General features: G+C 37.3%; 12 protein-coding genes. 3 read left to right on the forward strand and 9 right to left on the reverse strand.

Annotation, left to right across the window (positions count from 1 at the left end; genetic code table 11):
* Positions 1-78 precede the first annotated feature (78 nt).
* Together CHB66_RS05720 and agaR are read right to left on the reverse strand one after the other, a co-directional pair.
* A complete protein-coding gene (locus CHB66_RS05720) occupies positions 79-798 on the reverse strand; it encodes an SDR family oxidoreductase (RefSeq protein WP_089238892.1) in 720 nt (239 codons plus the stop codon).
* Positions 799-836: 38 nt separating this feature from the next.
* Positions 837-1598: a transcriptional repressor AgaR gene (agaR, locus tag CHB66_RS05725; RefSeq protein ID WP_089238894.1), complete on the reverse strand. Its 762-nt coding sequence runs from the start codon at positions 1596-1598 to the stop codon at positions 837-839.
* Between the two features lie 593 nt (positions 1599-2191).
* On the opposite strand from agaR, the gene CHB66_RS05730 reads away from it, so the two are divergent.
* From CHB66_RS05730 to CHB66_RS05740, 3 genes are all read left to right on the forward strand, one after another.
* Positions 2192-5116 (forward strand): SusC/RagA family TonB-linked outer membrane protein, encoded by a 2925-nt coding sequence (locus CHB66_RS05730; RefSeq protein ID WP_089238896.1) that lies wholly within the window; start codon positions 2192-2194, stop codon positions 5114-5116.
* A 12-nt stretch (positions 5117-5128) separates the two neighbouring features.
* Entirely contained in the window at positions 5129-6766 is a 1638-nt protein-coding gene (locus tag CHB66_RS05735) for a RagB/SusD family nutrient uptake outer membrane protein (protein WP_089238898.1), read from the forward strand.
* Positions 6767-6830: 64 nt separating this feature from the next.
* On the forward strand, positions 6831-8600 hold the full coding sequence (locus CHB66_RS05740) for a DUF3472 domain-containing protein (protein ID WP_170932440.1): 1770 nt from the start codon (positions 6831-6833) through the stop codon (positions 8598-8600).
* A 53-nt stretch (positions 8601-8653) separates the two neighbouring features.
* Here the strand turns inward: CHB66_RS05740 and CHB66_RS05745 are convergent, their stop codons facing one another.
* From CHB66_RS05745 to CHB66_RS05775, 7 genes are all read right to left on the reverse strand, one after another.
* The gene (locus CHB66_RS05745) at positions 8654-11977 is read right to left on the reverse strand and encodes a VCBS repeat-containing protein (RefSeq protein ID WP_089238900.1); all 3324 of its coding nucleotides are present in this window, start codon (positions 11975-11977) and stop codon (positions 8654-8656) included.
* 212 nt (positions 11978-12189) lie between these two features.
* Positions 12190-13599 carry a Gfo/Idh/MocA family protein gene (locus CHB66_RS05750; RefSeq protein ID WP_089238902.1) on the reverse strand — a complete coding sequence of 470 codons (1410 nt, stop codon included), beginning with the start codon at positions 13597-13599 and terminating at the stop codon, positions 12190-12192.
* Positions 13600-13616: 17 nt separating this feature from the next.
* Positions 13617-14597 carry an amidohydrolase family protein gene (locus CHB66_RS05755; RefSeq protein WP_089238904.1) on the reverse strand — a complete coding sequence of 327 codons (981 nt, stop codon included), beginning with the start codon at positions 14595-14597 and terminating at the stop codon, positions 13617-13619.
* 1 nt (position 14598) lies between these two features.
* A complete protein-coding gene (locus CHB66_RS05760) occupies positions 14599-15423 on the reverse strand; it encodes a class II fructose-bisphosphate aldolase (protein WP_089238906.1) in 825 nt (274 codons plus the stop codon).
* Positions 15420-16373: a carbohydrate kinase family protein gene (locus CHB66_RS05765; protein ID WP_089238908.1), complete on the reverse strand. Its 954-nt coding sequence runs from the start codon at positions 16371-16373 to the stop codon at positions 15420-15422. The genes CHB66_RS05760 and CHB66_RS05765 overlap by 4 nt, the downstream gene beginning before the upstream one ends.
* Positions 16363-17271 (reverse strand): 1-phosphofructokinase family hexose kinase, encoded by a 909-nt coding sequence (locus CHB66_RS05770; protein WP_089238910.1) that lies wholly within the window; start codon positions 17269-17271, stop codon positions 16363-16365. The genes CHB66_RS05765 and CHB66_RS05770 overlap by 11 nt, the downstream gene beginning before the upstream one ends.
* The gene (locus tag CHB66_RS05775; protein WP_089238912.1) at positions 17268-18446 is read right to left on the reverse strand and encodes an SIS domain-containing protein; all 1179 of its coding nucleotides are present in this window, start codon (positions 18444-18446) and stop codon (positions 17268-17270) included. Before CHB66_RS05775 ends, CHB66_RS05770 begins: the two co-directional genes overlap by 4 nt.
* Between the last annotated feature and the right edge of the window lie 5 nt (positions 18447-18451).

Below are 18451 nucleotides of genomic sequence, written 5' to 3' on the forward strand. Positions count from 1 at the left end.
AAATAGGGTAAAAAAACCAGCTGATAGTTAAAATCAAAAGCCTGATCATTTTGAAGATCAGGCTTTTGATTTTTACGCTTAAGCACCAGGAGGCATTGTCGGTCTAACTTCAATTTTACTTGGAAGTGTACGAGGATGCATTTGCATCAGATCTACCACCATCTGCCCTAGATCTTCGATCTGGATTTTCCAAGCATCCGCATCATTAGGCTGATGGTTGTTGAAATAGGTAGCCACAGACCCAGGCATGACCGTGGTCACTCGAATATTATGCTTTCTCAGATCCAGCATAGCGGCTTGAGAGAAACCTGTCACCCCAAACTTGCTGGCATTATACGCAGATCCGTTAGCAAAGAAGTTGGTACCTGCTAAGCTTGAAATTGTAATAAAGTAACCCTTAGATTGCTTCAACCCATCCAATCCAGCCTTGATACTATAAAACACCCCAGTAAGATTGGTATCAATAGTCTCATGCCACTGCTCCATGGTCATGTCTTCCACAGAAGCAAAGTGGCCAATTCCAGCATTTGCCACCAGTAGATCCAATTGACCCCACTTATCAAGCACTTGGTTTACTGCATTTTGCTGAGAGTCAAAGTTCCTCACGTCTGCTGCAATACCTATAATTTCTCCTTTTCCTATTTTGGCCAGTTCAGAGGCAGCTTCATCCGCCGCTTTTTGAGATCGACTAGTGATTGCCACCTTCATTCCTTCAGCAAGCAAAGCGGCTGCTATCCCATAGCCTATCCCCTTACTTCCCCCTGTGATTAATGCTGTTTTGTTGGTTAAGTTTTGCATGATTTAGATTTAAAATTGAAAAGAATTAAAGGCACCTATCAATTTGCAATAATTACTTCAACATTGTTTCTTTCAAGCATTTTGACATATTCTTGTTCAATATCATTATCGGTAATTACTTTATGAATTTTATTAAAACCAGCTATAAAAGCAAAACCGATTTTTTTGAACTTTGAAGAATCTGCTACTACAATTACCTCTTCTGCAATGTCAATCATCAATTGGTTAAGATAGGCTTCCTCCATGTGGTAGGTATACACTCCCACATCTGACTTAAAACCATCCACTCCTAAAAAAAGTTTGTTGCAATGCAATTGTTTGAAGTTTCTTTCCGCCATAGGACCTACAAGTGACATTGAAAATTCCTTCAAAAACCCACCAGGAACCATGACATCAAGATTATCGAAGTTTGCCAAATTATTAATGATATCTAAGGCATTACTGATAACAGAAAGTCTTTCGAATTTCCCAAGATTATTGGAGATTTCGAAAGTTGTGGTACCAGAATCTAAAATAATAGAATCATTCTCTTGGATCATTTTCGCTGCAGCTTTCCCAATAGCTTTCTTTGCATCCAAATTAATCTTCTTCTTTTCTGTGACTGGAATTGCATGCGTATTTGTTTTGAATGCACCACCATGCGCTCTGATTAGAAGCTTGTTTTTTTCTAAGTTGGCTAGATCATTTCTTATTGTTACTTCACTAACATCAAACTCTTTACTTAATTCACTAACATTAACTTGTCCAAAATTATCAAGAGCTTCCAGTATCCTAGAACGTCTTAAGGCTGTTTTTTTCATATCTGAAGATGAATTTACTTTTGAAGGTACATTTGTGTGATTTTAGGCTTGAATATAAGAATAAATCTTTCAAATCAGTAATAATCGAAAGGAGATATAAATATTATCTTGGCAGTTTTTTATATTTCTATACATTCTTATTTCATTCAATAGCGACATTTAAGAAAAATTTAAAGATTGATATCAATAAAATTATTTCATTTCATTATTTTTCTATTATATAAATATTTCATTAAGTTTGTTTTGCATAAAATTATGCAGCCTCAAATTTTGATTATTGGGTTATTGATTCGAAAAACCGATTGGAATTATTCCTCTCGGTTTTTTTATTGACCGATTACAGTTTTTAAAAATACATTTACTCACATTTAATGTTTCGTATTATTCTTTTTTAAATAGATTAAATTCATGTAAAATATAATTTACAGCAAAATAATATTTTATCTTCAGAAAAATTTCCACAAAACTTTCATATACTTTTTATTTTATTTTTGTTTTGTAATTCTAATTAATATATTTAAAAAATTATTTCCACTTCCTTATATATCTTAGATATATAGAAAAGTCAATTTAAAACCAAAACCTTAATAACTATGAGAAAATGTTTATTATGTTTAATGGCTTTTGTTCTTTCAAGTATTCCTTGGGGAGTAATGGCACAAACACAAGATTTGAAAGGAATTGTAAAAGATTCGAAAACATCTGAAACAATCCCAGGAGTCAATGTTCTTGTAAAGGGAACACGAAATGGTACCATTACAGATTTTGATGGTGAGTTTACAATTCCTGTTGAAAGAGGCAATACATTAGTATTTTCCTTTATTGGATTCACTACACAAGAAATTGTGTATACAGGACAATCTTCACTTGAGGTTTCCTTGAATGCCGATACAAAAGACCTTCAAGAAGTAATTGTTACTGGATATGGAACGCAAAAAAGAGAGAATCTAACAGGATCAATTGCTACAGTTAGTGGAGATAAATTGACTGATATCACTTCACCAAATATCGGAAATATGCTACAAGGTAAAGTAGCTGGTGTGGATGTAATCGCTTCTACGGGTGCACCTGGTGCTATGCCTACCATAAGAATTAGAGGAAGAAGCTCCATTAGATCTTCTGTAACACCAATTTGGGTGGTAGATGGAGTAATATGGCATGATACCCCAATATTGAATCCTAATGATGTAGAGTCAATCTCAGTTCTTAAAGATGCTGCTGCAGCAGCCCTTTATGGATCAAGAGGTGCTAATGGTGTTATTGTCGTGACGACTAAGGGAGCAAAAGCAGGAGTAAATAAGCTTTCGCTAAATGTAAAAACTGGTGTCAGCGTGTTTAATCGAAGGGATTTCCAGGTAATGAATTCAGAAGAATTACATGATCTTTGGACTCAATTTCCAAATGCAAACAGCATTCCTGGGTGGTTTGATGAATCTTTGAAGCAAAGAGACACAGATTGGCTAGATATAGGAACCCAAACAGGACAAGTAAGAGATTACAACTTATCATATACAGGAACTTCAGAAAGAGCTAGGGTATTCACTGCGTTCAACTATTTTAATGAAACAGGAACTGTTAGAGGTGATTCTTTTGAAAGACTTTCTGCTAGAATCAATTATGACTATGACATTAACTCTAAGTTGACTTTCAAACCAAAATTAGCTGCAACATACACATCTAATGAAAATGCAAGACACAGCATATACGATATGTATAGAAACCTTCCTTGGGACAATCCATTTGCTGCTGATGGATCACCAATAAACACCCTTACACCTGGGGCAAATTGGAGAGGTCGTGACAATAGAAACTACTTATACGATTTACAGTGGAATTTTGGTAATTCATCTGTATTCAATGTATTAAGTAATATTGATTTCCAATATGACTTTAACGAGTATTTATCTTTTATATCCACAAATAGCTTAACATTCTATACTGGGGATTCATTTAACTATACTGATCCAAGATCTAATTCTGGCTTAGCCGACAATGGGAGAATCTCTGCAGGACAAAACAAGCGAATTACAAGATTTACTAATCAAATGCTATCTTATACAAGAACATTTGACAAGCATTTTGTCAATATCTTAGCTGGCTATGAATTCAATGATTATGTATTTAGTAATGTATCTGCACAAGGAAAAGGTATCCCTGCAGGAGCTCAAGTCATAAGCAATGCCTCCGAGCCCCAAGCTATTGGTGGTACTAAAAATGACTATGCATTTCAATCTTACTTGTTGAATGCAAACTACAGCTATGAAAACAGATATAGTGCACAAGCTTCTTTTAGAAGAGATGGTGCATCAAGATTCGGTGCAAACAATAAGTATGGAAACTTCTTCTCTCTAAGTGGTGCTTGGAACATTCACAATGAATCTTTCTTTAACGTATCCTCTATTGATTACTTAAGAACAAAAGTGGCCTATGGACAAGTAGGAAATACACCTTCAAGCTTATATCCACATCTTGAATTGTTCTCACTAAATGCACAATACGATGGTAATCCTGCCGCGGTCGCAGCCTCTCTAGGCAACCCTAACCTTACTTGGGAAAAAACAGCTGCAAGCAACTTTGGAATAGAAATCGGCCTTTTCAATAGAATTGACTTAGCCGCTGAGTATTATATAAAAAATACGACAGACTTACTTCATTTTGTTCCATTACCAAATATCTCTGGTTTTGATGGATATTTTGATAATATAGGAAGTGTATTGAACAAAGGGGTAGAAGTAACTTTAGGTTTAGATGTGTTAAAAGCCAATGACTTAAACTGGAGATTGGACTTTAATATTGGATTAAACAGAAATGAAATCACTGAGCTATACGAAAATAGAAGACAAATCTCTGGGAACAGAATTGTTGAAGTAGGTGAAGATATTGATACTTGGTTTATGCGTAAATGGGCTGGTGTAAATCCTGAAGATGGAACTCCCCTCTGGGAAAGAGTAGACCCAAATACAGGTGAAATAACACTAACGGGAAGTTATGCTCAAGCATCTTTACAAAAAGTTGGCACTTCTACACCTCAGTTCTTTGGAGGTCTTACTTCTTCCTTTGATTTCAAAGGGTTTTACTTAAATGCAAATATGGCATTTTCTAAAGGTGCTTTGGTCTACCATAGCGCAAGAGAAACTTTTGATAGTGATGGCGCTTATCCTACTTATAACTACATGAGATTGAGACCTGAATGGTCTAGATGGAGTCCAGAAAACCCTAATGCAACACATCCTCAACCTTTCTTTGGTGGTAATAATGATGCACATAGACCTTCCTCTAGATTCCTTGAAGATGTGAGTTTCTTAAGAGTAAGGAACATTACAGCTGGATACAGGCTACCAGTGAGTTTTATACAAAAACTAAAGCTAACTGGCCTTGACGTTTTCGTATCAGCAGATAATTTGATCACTTTCACTTCATTTTCTGGACTTGATCCTGAAGCTGCTATTTTCGGAGATACCGGATCGCAATATCCACTTCCTAAGAGAATTAGCTTTGGCCTAAATGTGAACTTCTAATCTGACTTTATCATGAAAAAATTATCATTTATAATTACATTATCATTGGGAGTTATGACATTCTTCTCCTGTGATATAGACAGGACTCCTTTTGATTCCATTACATCAGAGGATTTAGCAAATTCCGAAACGAGTGCTTTCAATGTGACACTTGGGACATATAGCAGAATGCGTGCTTGGACTGAAAATTGGCATAGGTTATTTGAATATCCAGGTGATAATGTCGCTTTAAGTGGCACTACTTCTGACCCTTTATTCTTCACTTACAATTTCAATCGAATTCCAAATTCAAGTAGAACAGCAGGGTTCTGGAGAAGTAGTTACCAAATTGTAGTAGCTACCAATCAGGTGATTGGAAATGTTCCAGAAGGAAGTTCTCCTAGTAACAACCAAATCTTAGCGGAAAACTACTACATTAGAGCATTGATGCACTTCAGTCTTGTTAACATTTTTGGCAAGCCTTACAATCAAGGTGTTAATAATCCTGGTATTCCACTCAAACTCGATGCAGAGCCCCTCAACCATCCAATCAGATCTTCTGTAGGAGATGTATACGGTCAAGTTGAAGCAGATTTATTAAAGGCCGTTTCATTGTTTTCTGAAAATAAGACGAATGTATATGCTTCTAAAGAAGCTGCTTGGGCATTGCTTTCGAGACTCTACTTATACAAAGAAGATAATCAAAAATCAGCTGAATATGCTGACCTTGTGATCAATTCAGGAAGATTCTCACTTTTACAGACAAACAGACTTGCTGATTATCCTAAATTGGCTCCTGAAAGTAATTCTGAGACTATTTTTGCTATTAAATTTGTAAAAGATGTAGATTATGAATCAAATGGTTGGTTTACCATTGGATCATTATATGCAAATGTACAAGGCTCAGGTTGGGGAGAAATGTATGCCTCAAGACCGTATCTGGAACTAGTAAGAGAGTTCCCCGAAGATCAGAGAAATAAATTCATTCAACCAGTAGTTGTAGACCAAAATGTGACTTGGGGATTATTTGTAAGAAACAACCTAACTTATGGTTGGACTGTATTGACCCCTCAAGGAGAAGACTTTGCATATACTCACGGTGGAACCACCAAATTGGTGGAAAAGGAATTTAATGAAAGAGGCGGCATAAGCTACCATATTGACACAGATGAGGGTAAAAAGCAAATCTTAATCGACAAGAGACTTGACCTGAGAAATAACTTCCCTAAATACTTCATCTTGAAATGTTCTGGCCAAGAAGATCAAGCTCACTTATGGTCTCCTGTGGTATCGAGACTAGCAGAAATGTACCTCAATAAAGCAGAAGCACTTGCAAAACAAGGACAAAATGCTGAAGCTCTAGAACTTGTTAATGTGATTAGATCTAGAGCAGGTATTCCTCAAAATGGACTTTACAACCTAGGAAATCTAGGTGGGAAAACTGTTCTTGACGTCGTATTGGAAGAAAGACAACTAGAGCTTTCTTGGGAAGGCCATAGAAAAATGGATGTTTTCAGAAATGGTAGAATGATGGATAGACGCTATCCTGGAACCCATTTGGCTGGAAACAACCCAAGACAAACAATTCTTGCGAATGAGAATGCTATCATAGAGTTTATACCAGAAGCTCAACTCCTTGTTCATGAAGGATTGACGCAAAATCCTGAGTAATTTAACAGTTAACAATGCCTGATTATATCAGGCATTGTTTTTTTATCTTTAAATACTTCATCAAATGAAACAAATGATAAAACTATTGATTTTAGGATTACTATCCTTTATTGGGTGCGCTGAACCTGAGACACCTCTTGATAATGATCAAACATCTTATGCTGAAGCTTTCATAATTCCACTGGGCGGAAACACTTATCAAATAGCTGGTGAAGAGAATACAGAAATAACTCAAGATGGAATCAGGTCTTGGACCTCCCCTGCTACTGTATTTGGTGTGTTCTTTAAATCATCTGGTTCCCCTGAAGTAAGGCTCAATATTGACATAGAATCTCAGGAGGGTGAATCGGAAATTGAAATTAAAATCAATGATACTTCAAAAAAAATAACACTACAAAATGGCAAATCAGGTATAGTTAAAGTCGGTGATTTCAAGTTGGAAGCTGGATATACTAAAATTGAGATCCAAGGTATTTCAAAAGGAGGAAGTAACTTCTCCAAAATTAAAGCAATCAAAATTGAGCATAATAACGACCTCTCCCCTTCCTTTGTAAAAGATAATCAAGACAATAATTTTTATTGGGGAAGACGTGGACCATCAGTTCATTTAGGGTATCAGGTTCCTGATGGCATCAATTACAAATGGTTTTATAATGAAATGACTATCCCAGAAGGACAAGATCCAATTGGTTCATATTTCATGGCCAATGGATTTGCAGAAGGTTACTTTGGAATCCAAGTCAACTCACCCAACGAAAGAAGAGTACTCTTTTCGGTGTGGAGTCCGTTTGTTACAGATAATCCTAATGAAATACCCGAAGACGAAAGGATTATAGTGCTCAAAAAAGGTCAAGACGTGTATACAGGTGAATTTGGTAATGAAGGCTCTGGTGGACAAAGTTACCTCAGATTCAATTGGGTAGCTGGAAATACTTACAAATTCATCAACTCCGTAGAGCCTGATGGAAACGGTAATACCATTTATACAGGATATTTCTTTGCTCCTGAAGTTGGAGAATGGCAAATCATTGCAAGCTTCAAGAGACCAAAAACCAATACTTGGTACAAAAGACCACATTCGTTTTTAGAGAATTTCAATCCAAACTATGGTCATCAAGGGAGAAAAGTGCATTATGATAATCAATGGATTAGATCTACTTCTGGAAATTGGACTGAGCTCACCGAAGCTAGATTCACTGGGGACGCCATTGCTACCCTTGGCTTTAGAATGGACTATGCCGGTGGTTTTGATAATGGAAAATTCTACCTTCAAAACTGTGGGTTCTTTGACCAAAATACTACATTGAACAGTATGCACAGCAGGTCTTCAAACAATCAGACACCACAGATTGATTTTGAATTTTTGGAAACATTAGGAGTAGCAATCACTACTCCTGAACAAGTTCAAGAAATGGATAAATCCGAATGGGAAATCATATCTTTCAGTTCAGAAGAGACTTCTGGTGAGGGAGCTACTGGACGTGCAAAAGATGTGATTGACGGTGATGTAAATACCTATTGGCATAGCAGGTGGTCATCTGATGTAGCATCATATCCGCATCATTTTACAGTGGATATGTCAGAAAGCAGGGAAGTTGAAGGATTTTTGATCTCTCAAAGAAATGGATCCAGGAAAATCAAAGATTTCAAAATCTATGTAAGCCAAGACAATGAAGATTGGACTGTTTTAAAAGAGGGAAATCTTCAAAATAATGCTTCCAAACAAAATATAGTACTGACTGAAAAAACAACTTTTAGATACTTCAAATTTGAAGGTTTAAATGCACATGATGGACAGCAATTTGGCGCTCTTGCAGAGATAGGTGTATATTAATTTTACCTAATTGCTATAAAACAAGGCCGTCAAGTTAATTTTGACAGCCTTGTTTATTTTTCAATACCCAAGATCTTAAGGGGACCATTGTTCTGGATAATTAGAAACATTTCGTTTCCATCCTTTCTTTTCAACCTTTTGATATCTCTTACATCACCACGTATATCAAGGTTACAAATAGGTGTAGGCACATGTGACAATTTTCCCTTTTCTTGTCTTAAAAGCAATCCAGTACCACTATTCATCGCGCCCAAATCCACCATAAAAGGATACAAATTCCCTACAAGCAAAAACTCAGGATTATCAGTTCCAATTTGTAGTCCCCCTGTAATTGGCGCAATTTGAGCTTCAAGCGGCAATATTATTTCTTGATAACCTTGGACAGAGCTTATCAAAGAAGTAGACTTCAATGATTCTAGGATTTTAAATTCCGCATGATCTATTTGAGGCCCCAAAATATCGCATATTCCGGCTTCTGCATAATCCACATATTTGACGAATTTTTTCTTTAAATTATTAATTTGACTAAGCATTATATCTCTAGAGTAAATTGGAAATAGCTCTCCTTGAATATTATTTGTCATCAAGGAAAGTATATTGCCTGAATTATTAAAGTCACCAATAAATAACTTTATAGGCTTATCCACGTCAGCTTTTAGTTGACTATTTTCCCCAAGATTCCCCAATAATAAATCAGGCTTACCGTCTTGATTGATATCTGAAATCATCAAACTTTGCCAAAAACCTTTTTTTACGTTTAAACCCAGGTCATTACTGATTTCCCTTGACTGATCAAGACTAATCTTCCATACCTGTACCCCCATAAACTCTCCAGTCAAAACCAGTTCTTTGCGACCATCACCATCCATGTCATGCCACTCCCCTGATGTAATCATTCCTGCATTTCTAAGTTTACTGGGGGTTACATCCCTAAATATTAAATCATTTTGAGTACTCTCGTTTCTCAATAAAAAACTCCAGGGACTTACTCCGTATTGATCTGGAACAGACCTCCCTGCAATGAATAAATCAACTTTCCCATCTCCATCGAAATCATGTGCCAATACCAACCCATTATTCCCTGTCAAATCAGGTAAAACATTTTCAGCTTTTTCAAAATTTCCATTCCCTTTGTTAATATATAGCCTATCCTGAAGGGTAGGAAAATACAAGCTAAACTCTGTTCCTCCACTGCTTACATATAAATCAAGAAGTCCATTCCCATTAGCATCGAAAAATACAGCTCCAGCATCCTTAAAATCAGCATCTAAAGTCCATGGCCCATGCTTGATTTCATCAAATCTCCCATCAGTATTACTTAAATATAAAGCTCCTGATTGTCCTATGGCACCCCCGATAAAAAAATCATCATTCCCATCTCCATTTACATCACCAACAGCAGCTGCAGGGCTGACTTTGGAATGTTGGAAAAATGATAAAGGGTTGACTTTAAAATCTGTAAAACTATTTTCCTGATGATAAAAAGACACACCTAAAGAAGTGGTATAGTCTTTAAAATTAAAATCTTGATTTTGAATCTTACTTTCTATCAAGAAATCTTTATCAGAATCCGACTGATCTAAAACGTGAGTCTGATTAATGTGAATATTGAAAATCTCTGTTGTCTGTCGATCAGGCCAAATGATTTCGGCTTTTATTACTTCTTTATTTTTTCCAATCCCAAAATGAAGTACTGGATCTACTGAAGATTGATAACCTCTTACGGGATACAACTCCTTCACTTGAATAGATTTATCAGATAAAGTTATTTTGATCTTAGTTCCAATTGCTTGGCTATTTAAACCTACTCCTGAAAGTTTAAACATTACAAAGTTATTTCCAGTTTTTTCCTTTGCTTTATTACGGAAAACTGTTGCAGGCTCATTGATGTTATTGATCACTAAATCCATACTCCCATCCCCATCTAAATCGGCATAAACCATCCCATTAGAAATTCTTGGAGTATCGAAACCAAACTTCTTGGACTCGTTTGAAAATGTCAAATCACCTTTATTCATAAAAAGATAATTCCCAACTTTAGTACTAGGAATTCTCTTCACTAACGCTAATAAATCGGGTTCCTGACCTTTTAATCTAGCTTCTTTTGCTGCATCCGCATAGGTATAATTCAAAAAATCCTTGTTGGTAAAGTCTCTTAAAAAGCCATTGGTGATGACCAAATCCTTTAAACCATCATTATCCATATCTACAAACAGTCCAGACCAACTCCAGTCAGTATTGGAAACGCCTGATAGCTGACCTATTTCTTGGAATACCAAATCTCCGTTTTGATCAAGTCCTCTATTCAACTGAAGCATATTCCTCATGTATTGGTGATGGTAACCACTATCAACTAGTGCTTGATAAAAATCAAATTCATCTCCTCCTTTTAGCAATTTTTGCCTTCTGTTATCTTCAGGAAGCATGTCTAGAGTAAATAGGTCTATTAGGCCATCATTATTGAAATCTGCTAGATCTCCACCCATAGAAAACTTGGATTGATGAGTCATAGCTGTTTTTGAAACTTCCTTAAATGTACCATCTGCATTATTGAGGTATAAAAAATCTTGTTCATTGTAATCATTGGTAACAAAAATGTCAGGCCAGCCATCATTATTGATATCAGAAACCAAAACAGCAAGCCCGAAATTTAACCCATTGCCAATAATCCCCGCTTCTTCACTGACATCAACAAACTTTCCATTATCATTTCTGAATAATTGATTCCCATAATATGGGTGTCTAAAAGCTCTGAGTTTTGATGTTTGACTTAATGGATTGTAAAAAGTCTTACCATGATTTAACAAAAACATATCAAGATCCCCGTCTCCGTCATAATCAAAAAATGCAGCCATAGTGCTATATGTTCCTATAGCATCAAGTCCGTATTCCTTAGCGCTCTCGGTAAAAGTCAAGTCTCCATTATTGATATAAAGCTCATTTCTTCTGGAATATTCATCTCCTGGACCTGAATAACACAGATAAATGTCCAAAAACCCATCTCCATTTATATCTACCAAACTCACACCTGTAGCAAAATCTCTTCTGCCTTGAAGTCCAGATTGATTTGTTATGTCCTCAAACTTGAAATCCCCTTTATTAAGGTAAACCTTATTTTCTACCAAGTTCCCTATGAAAATCAAATCTGGTAAACCATTATTATTGAGGTCACCTGCTGCAACTCCACCTCCATTATATAAGTACTCATATGAAAGAATATTCAAACTATCATTTTCTATTATAGTGTTTTGAAAATGAATTCCTGAAAATTTCGGCTCAACAATTTCCAAATATTCATTGGAAACATCATCCTGCAAAGTGCAGGAGTTAAGCAAAAAAAGAAAAATCAATAGAGTGGGTACCTTTTTTGTATTCATTTGTTTTGATCATTATTGTTCAAACACATCATTCAAGTTCTGAGAAATTAATAGATAGTTATCTGAGATATTTAAAAAATGAATAGCAGGAAGGGGAAGCATTTCTAATTGAAAGATTCTTCAAAAGAGAGGCAAAAACTATATAAAAACACCGAAGATACCTTCGGTGCCTTTATCAACTAAACTAATTAACCCTATAAATAAATTTTCTGTTAAATAACAACCTTTGTATTCCCTCCACCATTTAAGGTAATGTCTACTGGCTTATTGGTTTTCCAAGAGCCACCTGTAAAGTCAGGCACATCAATAGAATTAGACCTATGAGCCACCGACCATTCACTCAGTGGTGAAATGGCTGACCAGAGTGCCGCATCATAGACGTCTTGATCCAATGGAAGACCGTTTCTCAAACAATCTACCAATCTCCACTCCATCATAAAATCCATTCCTCCATGACCTCCAATAGTCTTGGCCAACTCACCTACTTTTTTCACGATTTCTGGCGTATATTTTTCCTGAAGAACTTTCATTTCATCATCCTTGATCCATCCATGACCACTAGATACACGCTGCACTGGGTATTTTTGAGCAAATGCTTTGGTACCACTTAGGGCATGTAGCCTAGAATACGGTCTTGGAGATGTCACGTCATGCTGAACCATCATCGACTTGCCACGCTTAGTCCTGATAATCGTTGTGTTCATATTACCTCCATACTGCTTTTCTACAAATGATGCGTAGAAATTATCCTGCTCTGCCAATTCTCTAGCCTTGTTCGCCATATGGAAATCTGCAGAAGATAAAGAGGTCAAGTAATCCATTTGATCTCCTCTATTGATATCCATCAACTGTGCAATAGGCCCTAATCCATGTGTAGCATAGAGGTTGCCATCTCTGTAGTTTTCTTTCAGCCTCCACATATCTTCATAGGCATTTTTGGCAAAGTTCAAATCCAAAAGATCATGAATATAAGCCCCTTCGGCATGTAGAATATCTCCAAAAAACCCATCTCTTGCCATATTGAGGGTCATCAATTCAAAAAAGTCATAACAACAGTTCTCAAGCATCATGCAATGCTTCTGAGTGCGTTCAGAGGTCTCTACCAATTGCCAGCACTCTTCAAGGGTCTTCGCAGCTGGCACCTCTACTGCTGCATGTTTTCCTGCTTCCATGGCATAGACAGCCATTGGGACATGCCAATCCCAAGGTGTTGCAATATAGATCAAGTCTATATCATCTCTATCCACCATCTTCTTCCAAGCATAAGCATTGCCAGAGTATTTTGAAGGTTTATGCTTTGTCTTTTCCAGAGATTTAGTGACTTTATCTACTTTCTCCGATACAAGGTCACAAATTGCCACAATCTCCACCCCTTCTATTTTACTCATTCTACTCACAGCTCCTGGCCCCCTCATACCCAATCCTATAAAACCAACTCTAACCTTATCTAGCTTGGGTGCAGCAAAACCAGACATGTTAAAATGTTGAAGTCTTTTTCTCTTAATCAATTCAGGTATGCGTTCCATCTCTTCAGCAGAACTGAAATTACTCATACCTGTACCAAATAGTCCAAGTCCTGCCAGACCCGAAATCTTTAGAAACTCTCTTCTTTTGTTGCTCATGGTTATTATGTTAATTATTAATTTTTAAATCCGTAAATCTTTGCTGCATTAATCACAAATAGCTTTTCTAATACTTCAGTTGGTAGTCCTAGACCTTGAAACTCTCCTTCAAACTCCTCAGCTTCCATAAAATCTTCTGAAGAAAAATACTGCCAATGATAGGTCCATAATGCATCAAACCTAGCCGCTGCTTGATCCTCATGATCAAAGAATGAATCGATCACATCAGAGCCATATATGATCCGATCTTGATATCTAATAAAAAAGTCTCTAACCAATTCCCTATGCTCAATTCCCTGCAATTGAACATGACAGATTCTCTCTGCCATATCTACATGGAAGTTTGGATAAAGGTCAAGTCGCTTTCCTATTTCTGTAAGATCCCATTCCATACTCCCAAAATGCGCCCCAATAAATACTAAATCCGGATGCTTCTCAAGCACTTTGTCCCTTGCTGCTATTTGAGCCAAATAATCTGGGAACTCCTTATGCAAATACATGTGATATTCTGGATGCTTGGCAAAGTAGTTTCTATCTGAATCTACTGTCATTTGCTCCAATGGAAGCCAACAATTCCTAGGTTCACCAATATGAGCGATCAAAGGAATTTTGTTCATAGAAAGAAAGTCAAATACAGGGTCCAACCTATCGTCACTGACCATTACAAATTGTCCCGACTTATCTCTTAATTCCATTCCGAAGTTTTTCCAAATCTTGATCCCCGATGCACCATTATCTACTGTCTTTTTGATTTGATCAATAGTGTTGGGTAACCAAGAGCTGTTTCCAAAACCTGCTGATGAAAATGTTCCCATATACCTTACCTGTTCTGGGAAATCCCGCTTCAAGTCTAGGACTACAGCCTCTTGTTCTCCAATAGGATCAAAAAATGGAATATCTGTATTGATAGACAAAAATGAAGCACCACGCTCCAAAGCAAGTTTCATCTTTGCTTTGGAACGGGTATTCAAATGGCAATGAGCATCGATCAAATTCATTTTATCTATTGTTTACAATATCTAACTTTCCTTTGACTAGCTCAGTGACTGCATTTGTTGCTTTAGGAAATACTTTTCTCAAATCTATCTCCTCGTTTTGGGTCAATATATCCTGAAGGGTCTTCATAAAGATATTCTTAATCTCCGTAGCCAAATTGACTTTGCAGATTCCATTTTGAATTGCAGCCCGAAGCTGAGATTCAGGCACACCCGAACTGCCATGCAGTACAAATGTGGCATCCTGTACCTCTGCTACAATCGCTTGAAGTAAATCTATCTGTAATTTTGGTTCTTCTTTATAAAACCCATGAGCTGTGCCTATGGATATAGCCAATGCATCTACACCTGTCTCCTCTACAAACTGTCTAGCTTCATGTGGCTGGGTAAATCCACTATGTGCGTGAGATTGACCCAATTTTGCAACAAAACCTAGCTCTGCCTCTACATGCGCTCCATAAGATGCTGCCCTTTTGACTACTTCTTGAGTGAGTTTCATATTCTCTCCAAATGGTAACTCAGAGCCATCTATCATCACAGAATCAAAACCTGCATCTAAACAGCGCTGTGCTAATTCTACCGAACTTCCATGATCTAAATGTATCCATCCTTCCACACCAAATTGCTTGAGACCTTCCCTACCCAATGCCACAGCAGAATCCAACCCCATATAGTCGATTGAGCTTTGTGTCAATTGCAAAATTATTGGATCTCCCGAATGCTGCGCTGCGCCAAGCACACCATGTAGAGTTTCTAAGTTATAGTAGTTCGTAGCCAATAATCCGATTTTCTTATCTGTAAGGCTGCTTAATTTTTCTTTTAACTTCATAAGTTGGCTGTATTTACATTGAATAGCTTTTTTGTTGTTTCCTGAAAAGCCGCTAGACTTTCAAATGCTGTCGTCCCTCCAGCTGCTGTAGTATTGACAGCACCTGTAAGGTTTGCAAATCGTAAACAAGTGCTCCAAGGTTTGCCTGCAAGGAAATGGTGAATAAAACCTGCATTGAAACTATCACCAGCACCAATAGCATCTACAAAATGGTCATGAACAAATCCTTCTTCATGAATTATTGTTCCTTGATGGAATAGCATACTTCCTTTTTGCCCCATCTTTACTGCGACTACATTGGCAAAAGGACTCAATTCCTCTAGCGCATCCTCCACACTGCTCTTTCCTGTAAGCCCTTTAATTTCTGCTTCATTGGGCAAAAAAACATCTACATAAGGCAGGCAGGCTCGATAATCAAAGTCAAAATCACCGTCAGGGTCAGTCTGCAAATCTAAAGAAGTCGTCAAACCTGCAGCTTTGGCCTTTTGAAATAGTTGCTTAATCTCTTTTCTGATTTTTGGTTGAAGAAAAAGGTTTGAAAAATGCAGATGATCAAACTGACTTATATTGCCCCATGGGATATCATCTATTCCGAGATGTTCCATCGCACCGCAATAGGTCACATTTGCTCTGTCTTGATCGTAATTAAGCACAATGGTCAACCCAGTTTGGTAAATTTCATCTTGGATCAAATAATCAGTATGCACACCCTTCTCTTTAAACTTTTCCTTAACGAAATCACCAAAATCATCCTTCCCAATTTTGCCACAGAAACTAGTTGGCACTCCCAATGCAGCTATATTAGAAGCAAAGATCGCAGAACTACTTCCTAAAGTAAGATTCATCTGAGACGCTATGATTTCAGTACCTACTTTGGGGAAACCTTTGATGTCATTAAGAATCAAATCTACATTCAACTCACCAACTACTAGCAATTTTTTATTGTGCATACTTCTTCTCCTTTATTTCAATAATAGGCAACAATCTTTCTACATCCTCCCTGTAAAGCATCCCAAGCTCTGCTCTAAGACAATTTGCTGCTCCAAAAGCAACAGCATATCTTGCATGATCTTGCAATGCTTTATTATGGATTAAACTAAAACCTAACCCTGCTGTCAGACAGTCCCCACTGCCCACTGTACTGATTACTTTGCTTAGCACAACTTTACCCTCAATTATACCTTCATTGGAAATCAAATTCAAGCCATCTTTTCCCTTGGTCAAGGCTAGCATGGACACTGACTTCAGTTCATTAGGCATCATATTATTAGTCTCTTTATATTCAATTTCATTGAGATGCAATGCTGTAATGTTCTCTTGTAAAGCATTCTGAAGCTGAACTCCCGTACAATCCAAGATTACATCAACTTGATTTTGATTACAAAGCTTGACCAACTCTTGGCAAGAAATCTCTGCACTATCCATAGGCCAAGAACCAGAGATGATCACAAGCTGTGCCTGCTTAACCCTTTTAGCAAATAGCTTCTTAAAGGACTCAAAACTTTGAATATCCATCTGTGGACCTGGCTCTAAGAGTTCAGTATGATCCAATCGCTTATCAGCAGATTGAATAGTATAGCATTTCCTAGTATTTCCTGATAAGCTAATTCCTCCAACATCAATCCCATGATCCCTACACTGAGATTTGACCCACTCCCCATTTGGTCCAGCCCAAAAGCCTAATAAGGACACTTTAGAACCCATCTCTTGTAGGGCCAATGCCACATGAACTCCCTTTCCACCAGGAAACTCTTGGATATTGGTAAGTCTATTGGGCTCACCAAATTTCAAGCATTCCAACTGAGCGTAAGTATCAATAGAAGGGTTGGGACAGACTACAAGTATCATTTTTCTTTGCGATAAATATTTACACCTTGTACAACCCTAGATATTGCACCACTTATTGAAGGATTGTCAGGTTTCAATCCCAAATTGAGACACTTATAAAACCCTAACAACTGTCCAATGAGTGTAGCTGATAGAATTCTAAAATCCCCTGCTGTGCAGCTACTACTTCTTGGCGCTAAATTTATGATTGACTTGAAGTCATCTGAATACCAAGCACCATAGGTGATGATTGGTAGGCTTCTTGAGTCTTGAGCTAAACTAGCCGCCAGGTCTCTTTCATATTGATAAACATGTGGATCATTTGAAAAAAGAAAAACAAGCAAGGATTTTTCATTGACAACAGCCCTAGGACCATGTCTAAATCCAAGGAATGAATCATGCTTACAAACTACCTGACCGTCCGTCAATTCTTGAAGTTTCAAATGACACTCTCTTGCCACTCCCAACATGGGGCCAGACCCTAAAAAAACCACTCTATCAAATTGACTACTAGCGATTTCCATAAAATCCCCTAAATGTTCTGCAAATATTTCATCCGCATGCTCTGATACAGCTATCACTTTTTCACCGACATTGCCTAGATTTTTTAATTGTGCAATCACCAAGATTGACAGCAACATAGATGTAAAGCTACCTGTCATCGCTAAACTTTTGTCATTAGCCTCCTCAGGAAGTAATAGACAATAACTATTGCCTTTATGATTTTTGACATACTCAGCCAACTCCCCCTCACGATTGCAGGTGATAACTAGGTGATAGATATGATCTACATATTCATCTGCCAAATGAACCGTTTCAACACTTTCTGGACTATTGCCAGACCGAGCAAAAGAAACCAAAAGTGTCGGTATTTCCTTGTTAAAAGCTAATTCAGGATGCGTAACAATATCTGTAGTCGGTATAGCTTGAGTAATCACTCCTGTATTGGATTGAACCAAACCAGCCGCTGCCTCTCCAATAAAAGCAGAAGAACCGGCACCTGTAAGTATGATTCTTAAATTAGGAAGACTATAAAGTGGGCTCAAAAACGATTCTAATTCGATTTTTTGAGAAGCAATCAGTGCCAACACATCCAGCCACAACTGAGGTTGCTGCATGATTTCTCTTGCGGTATGCTCTGCGCCGATTTTGACAGCAGACTGCTTCTCTAGGTTCAAATAGGTTGTTGATATCATATTTT

The sequence above is a fragment of the Belliella buryatensis genome, assembly GCF_900188245.1.
Classification (GTDB): Bacteria; Bacteroidota; Bacteroidia; order Cytophagales; family Cyclobacteriaceae; genus Belliella; species Belliella buryatensis.

Coding starts and splice junctions, on each gene's coding strand:
- CHB66_RS05720 (WP_089238892.1), bottom strand. CDS start 798: ATGCAAAACTTAACCAACAAAACAGCATTAATCACAGGGGGAAGTAAG.
- agaR (WP_089238894.1), bottom strand. CDS start 1,598: ATGAAAAAAACAGCCTTAAGACGTTCTAGGATACTGGAAGCTCTTGAT.
- CHB66_RS05730 (WP_089238896.1), top strand. CDS start 2,192: ATGAGAAAATGTTTATTATGTTTAATGGCTTTTGTTCTTTCAAGTATT.
- CHB66_RS05735 (WP_089238898.1), top strand. CDS start 5,129: ATGAAAAAATTATCATTTATAATTACATTATCATTGGGAGTTATGACA.
- CHB66_RS05740 (WP_170932440.1), top strand. CDS start 6,831: ATGAAACAAATGATAAAACTATTGATTTTAGGATTACTATCCTTTATT.
- CHB66_RS05745 (WP_089238900.1), bottom strand. CDS start 11,977: ATGAATACAAAAAAGGTACCCACTCTATTGATTTTTCTTTTTTTGCTT.
- CHB66_RS05750 (WP_089238902.1), bottom strand. CDS start 13,599: ATGAGCAACAAAAGAAGAGAGTTTCTAAAGATTTCGGGTCTGGCAGGA.
- CHB66_RS05755 (WP_089238904.1), bottom strand. CDS start 14,597: ATGAATTTGATCGATGCTCATTGCCATTTGAATACCCGTTCCAAAGCA.
- CHB66_RS05760 (WP_089238906.1), bottom strand. CDS start 15,423: ATGAAGTTAAAAGAAAAATTAAGCAGCCTTACAGATAAGAAAATCGGA.
- CHB66_RS05765 (WP_089238908.1), bottom strand. CDS start 16,373: ATGCACAATAAAAAATTGCTAGTAGTTGGTGAGTTGAATGTAGATTTG.
- CHB66_RS05770 (WP_089238910.1), bottom strand. CDS start 17,271: ATGATACTTGTAGTCTGTCCCAACCCTTCTATTGATACTTACGCTCAG.
- CHB66_RS05775 (WP_089238912.1), bottom strand. CDS start 18,446: ATGATATCAACAACCTATTTGAACCTAGAGAAGCAGTCTGCTGTCAAA.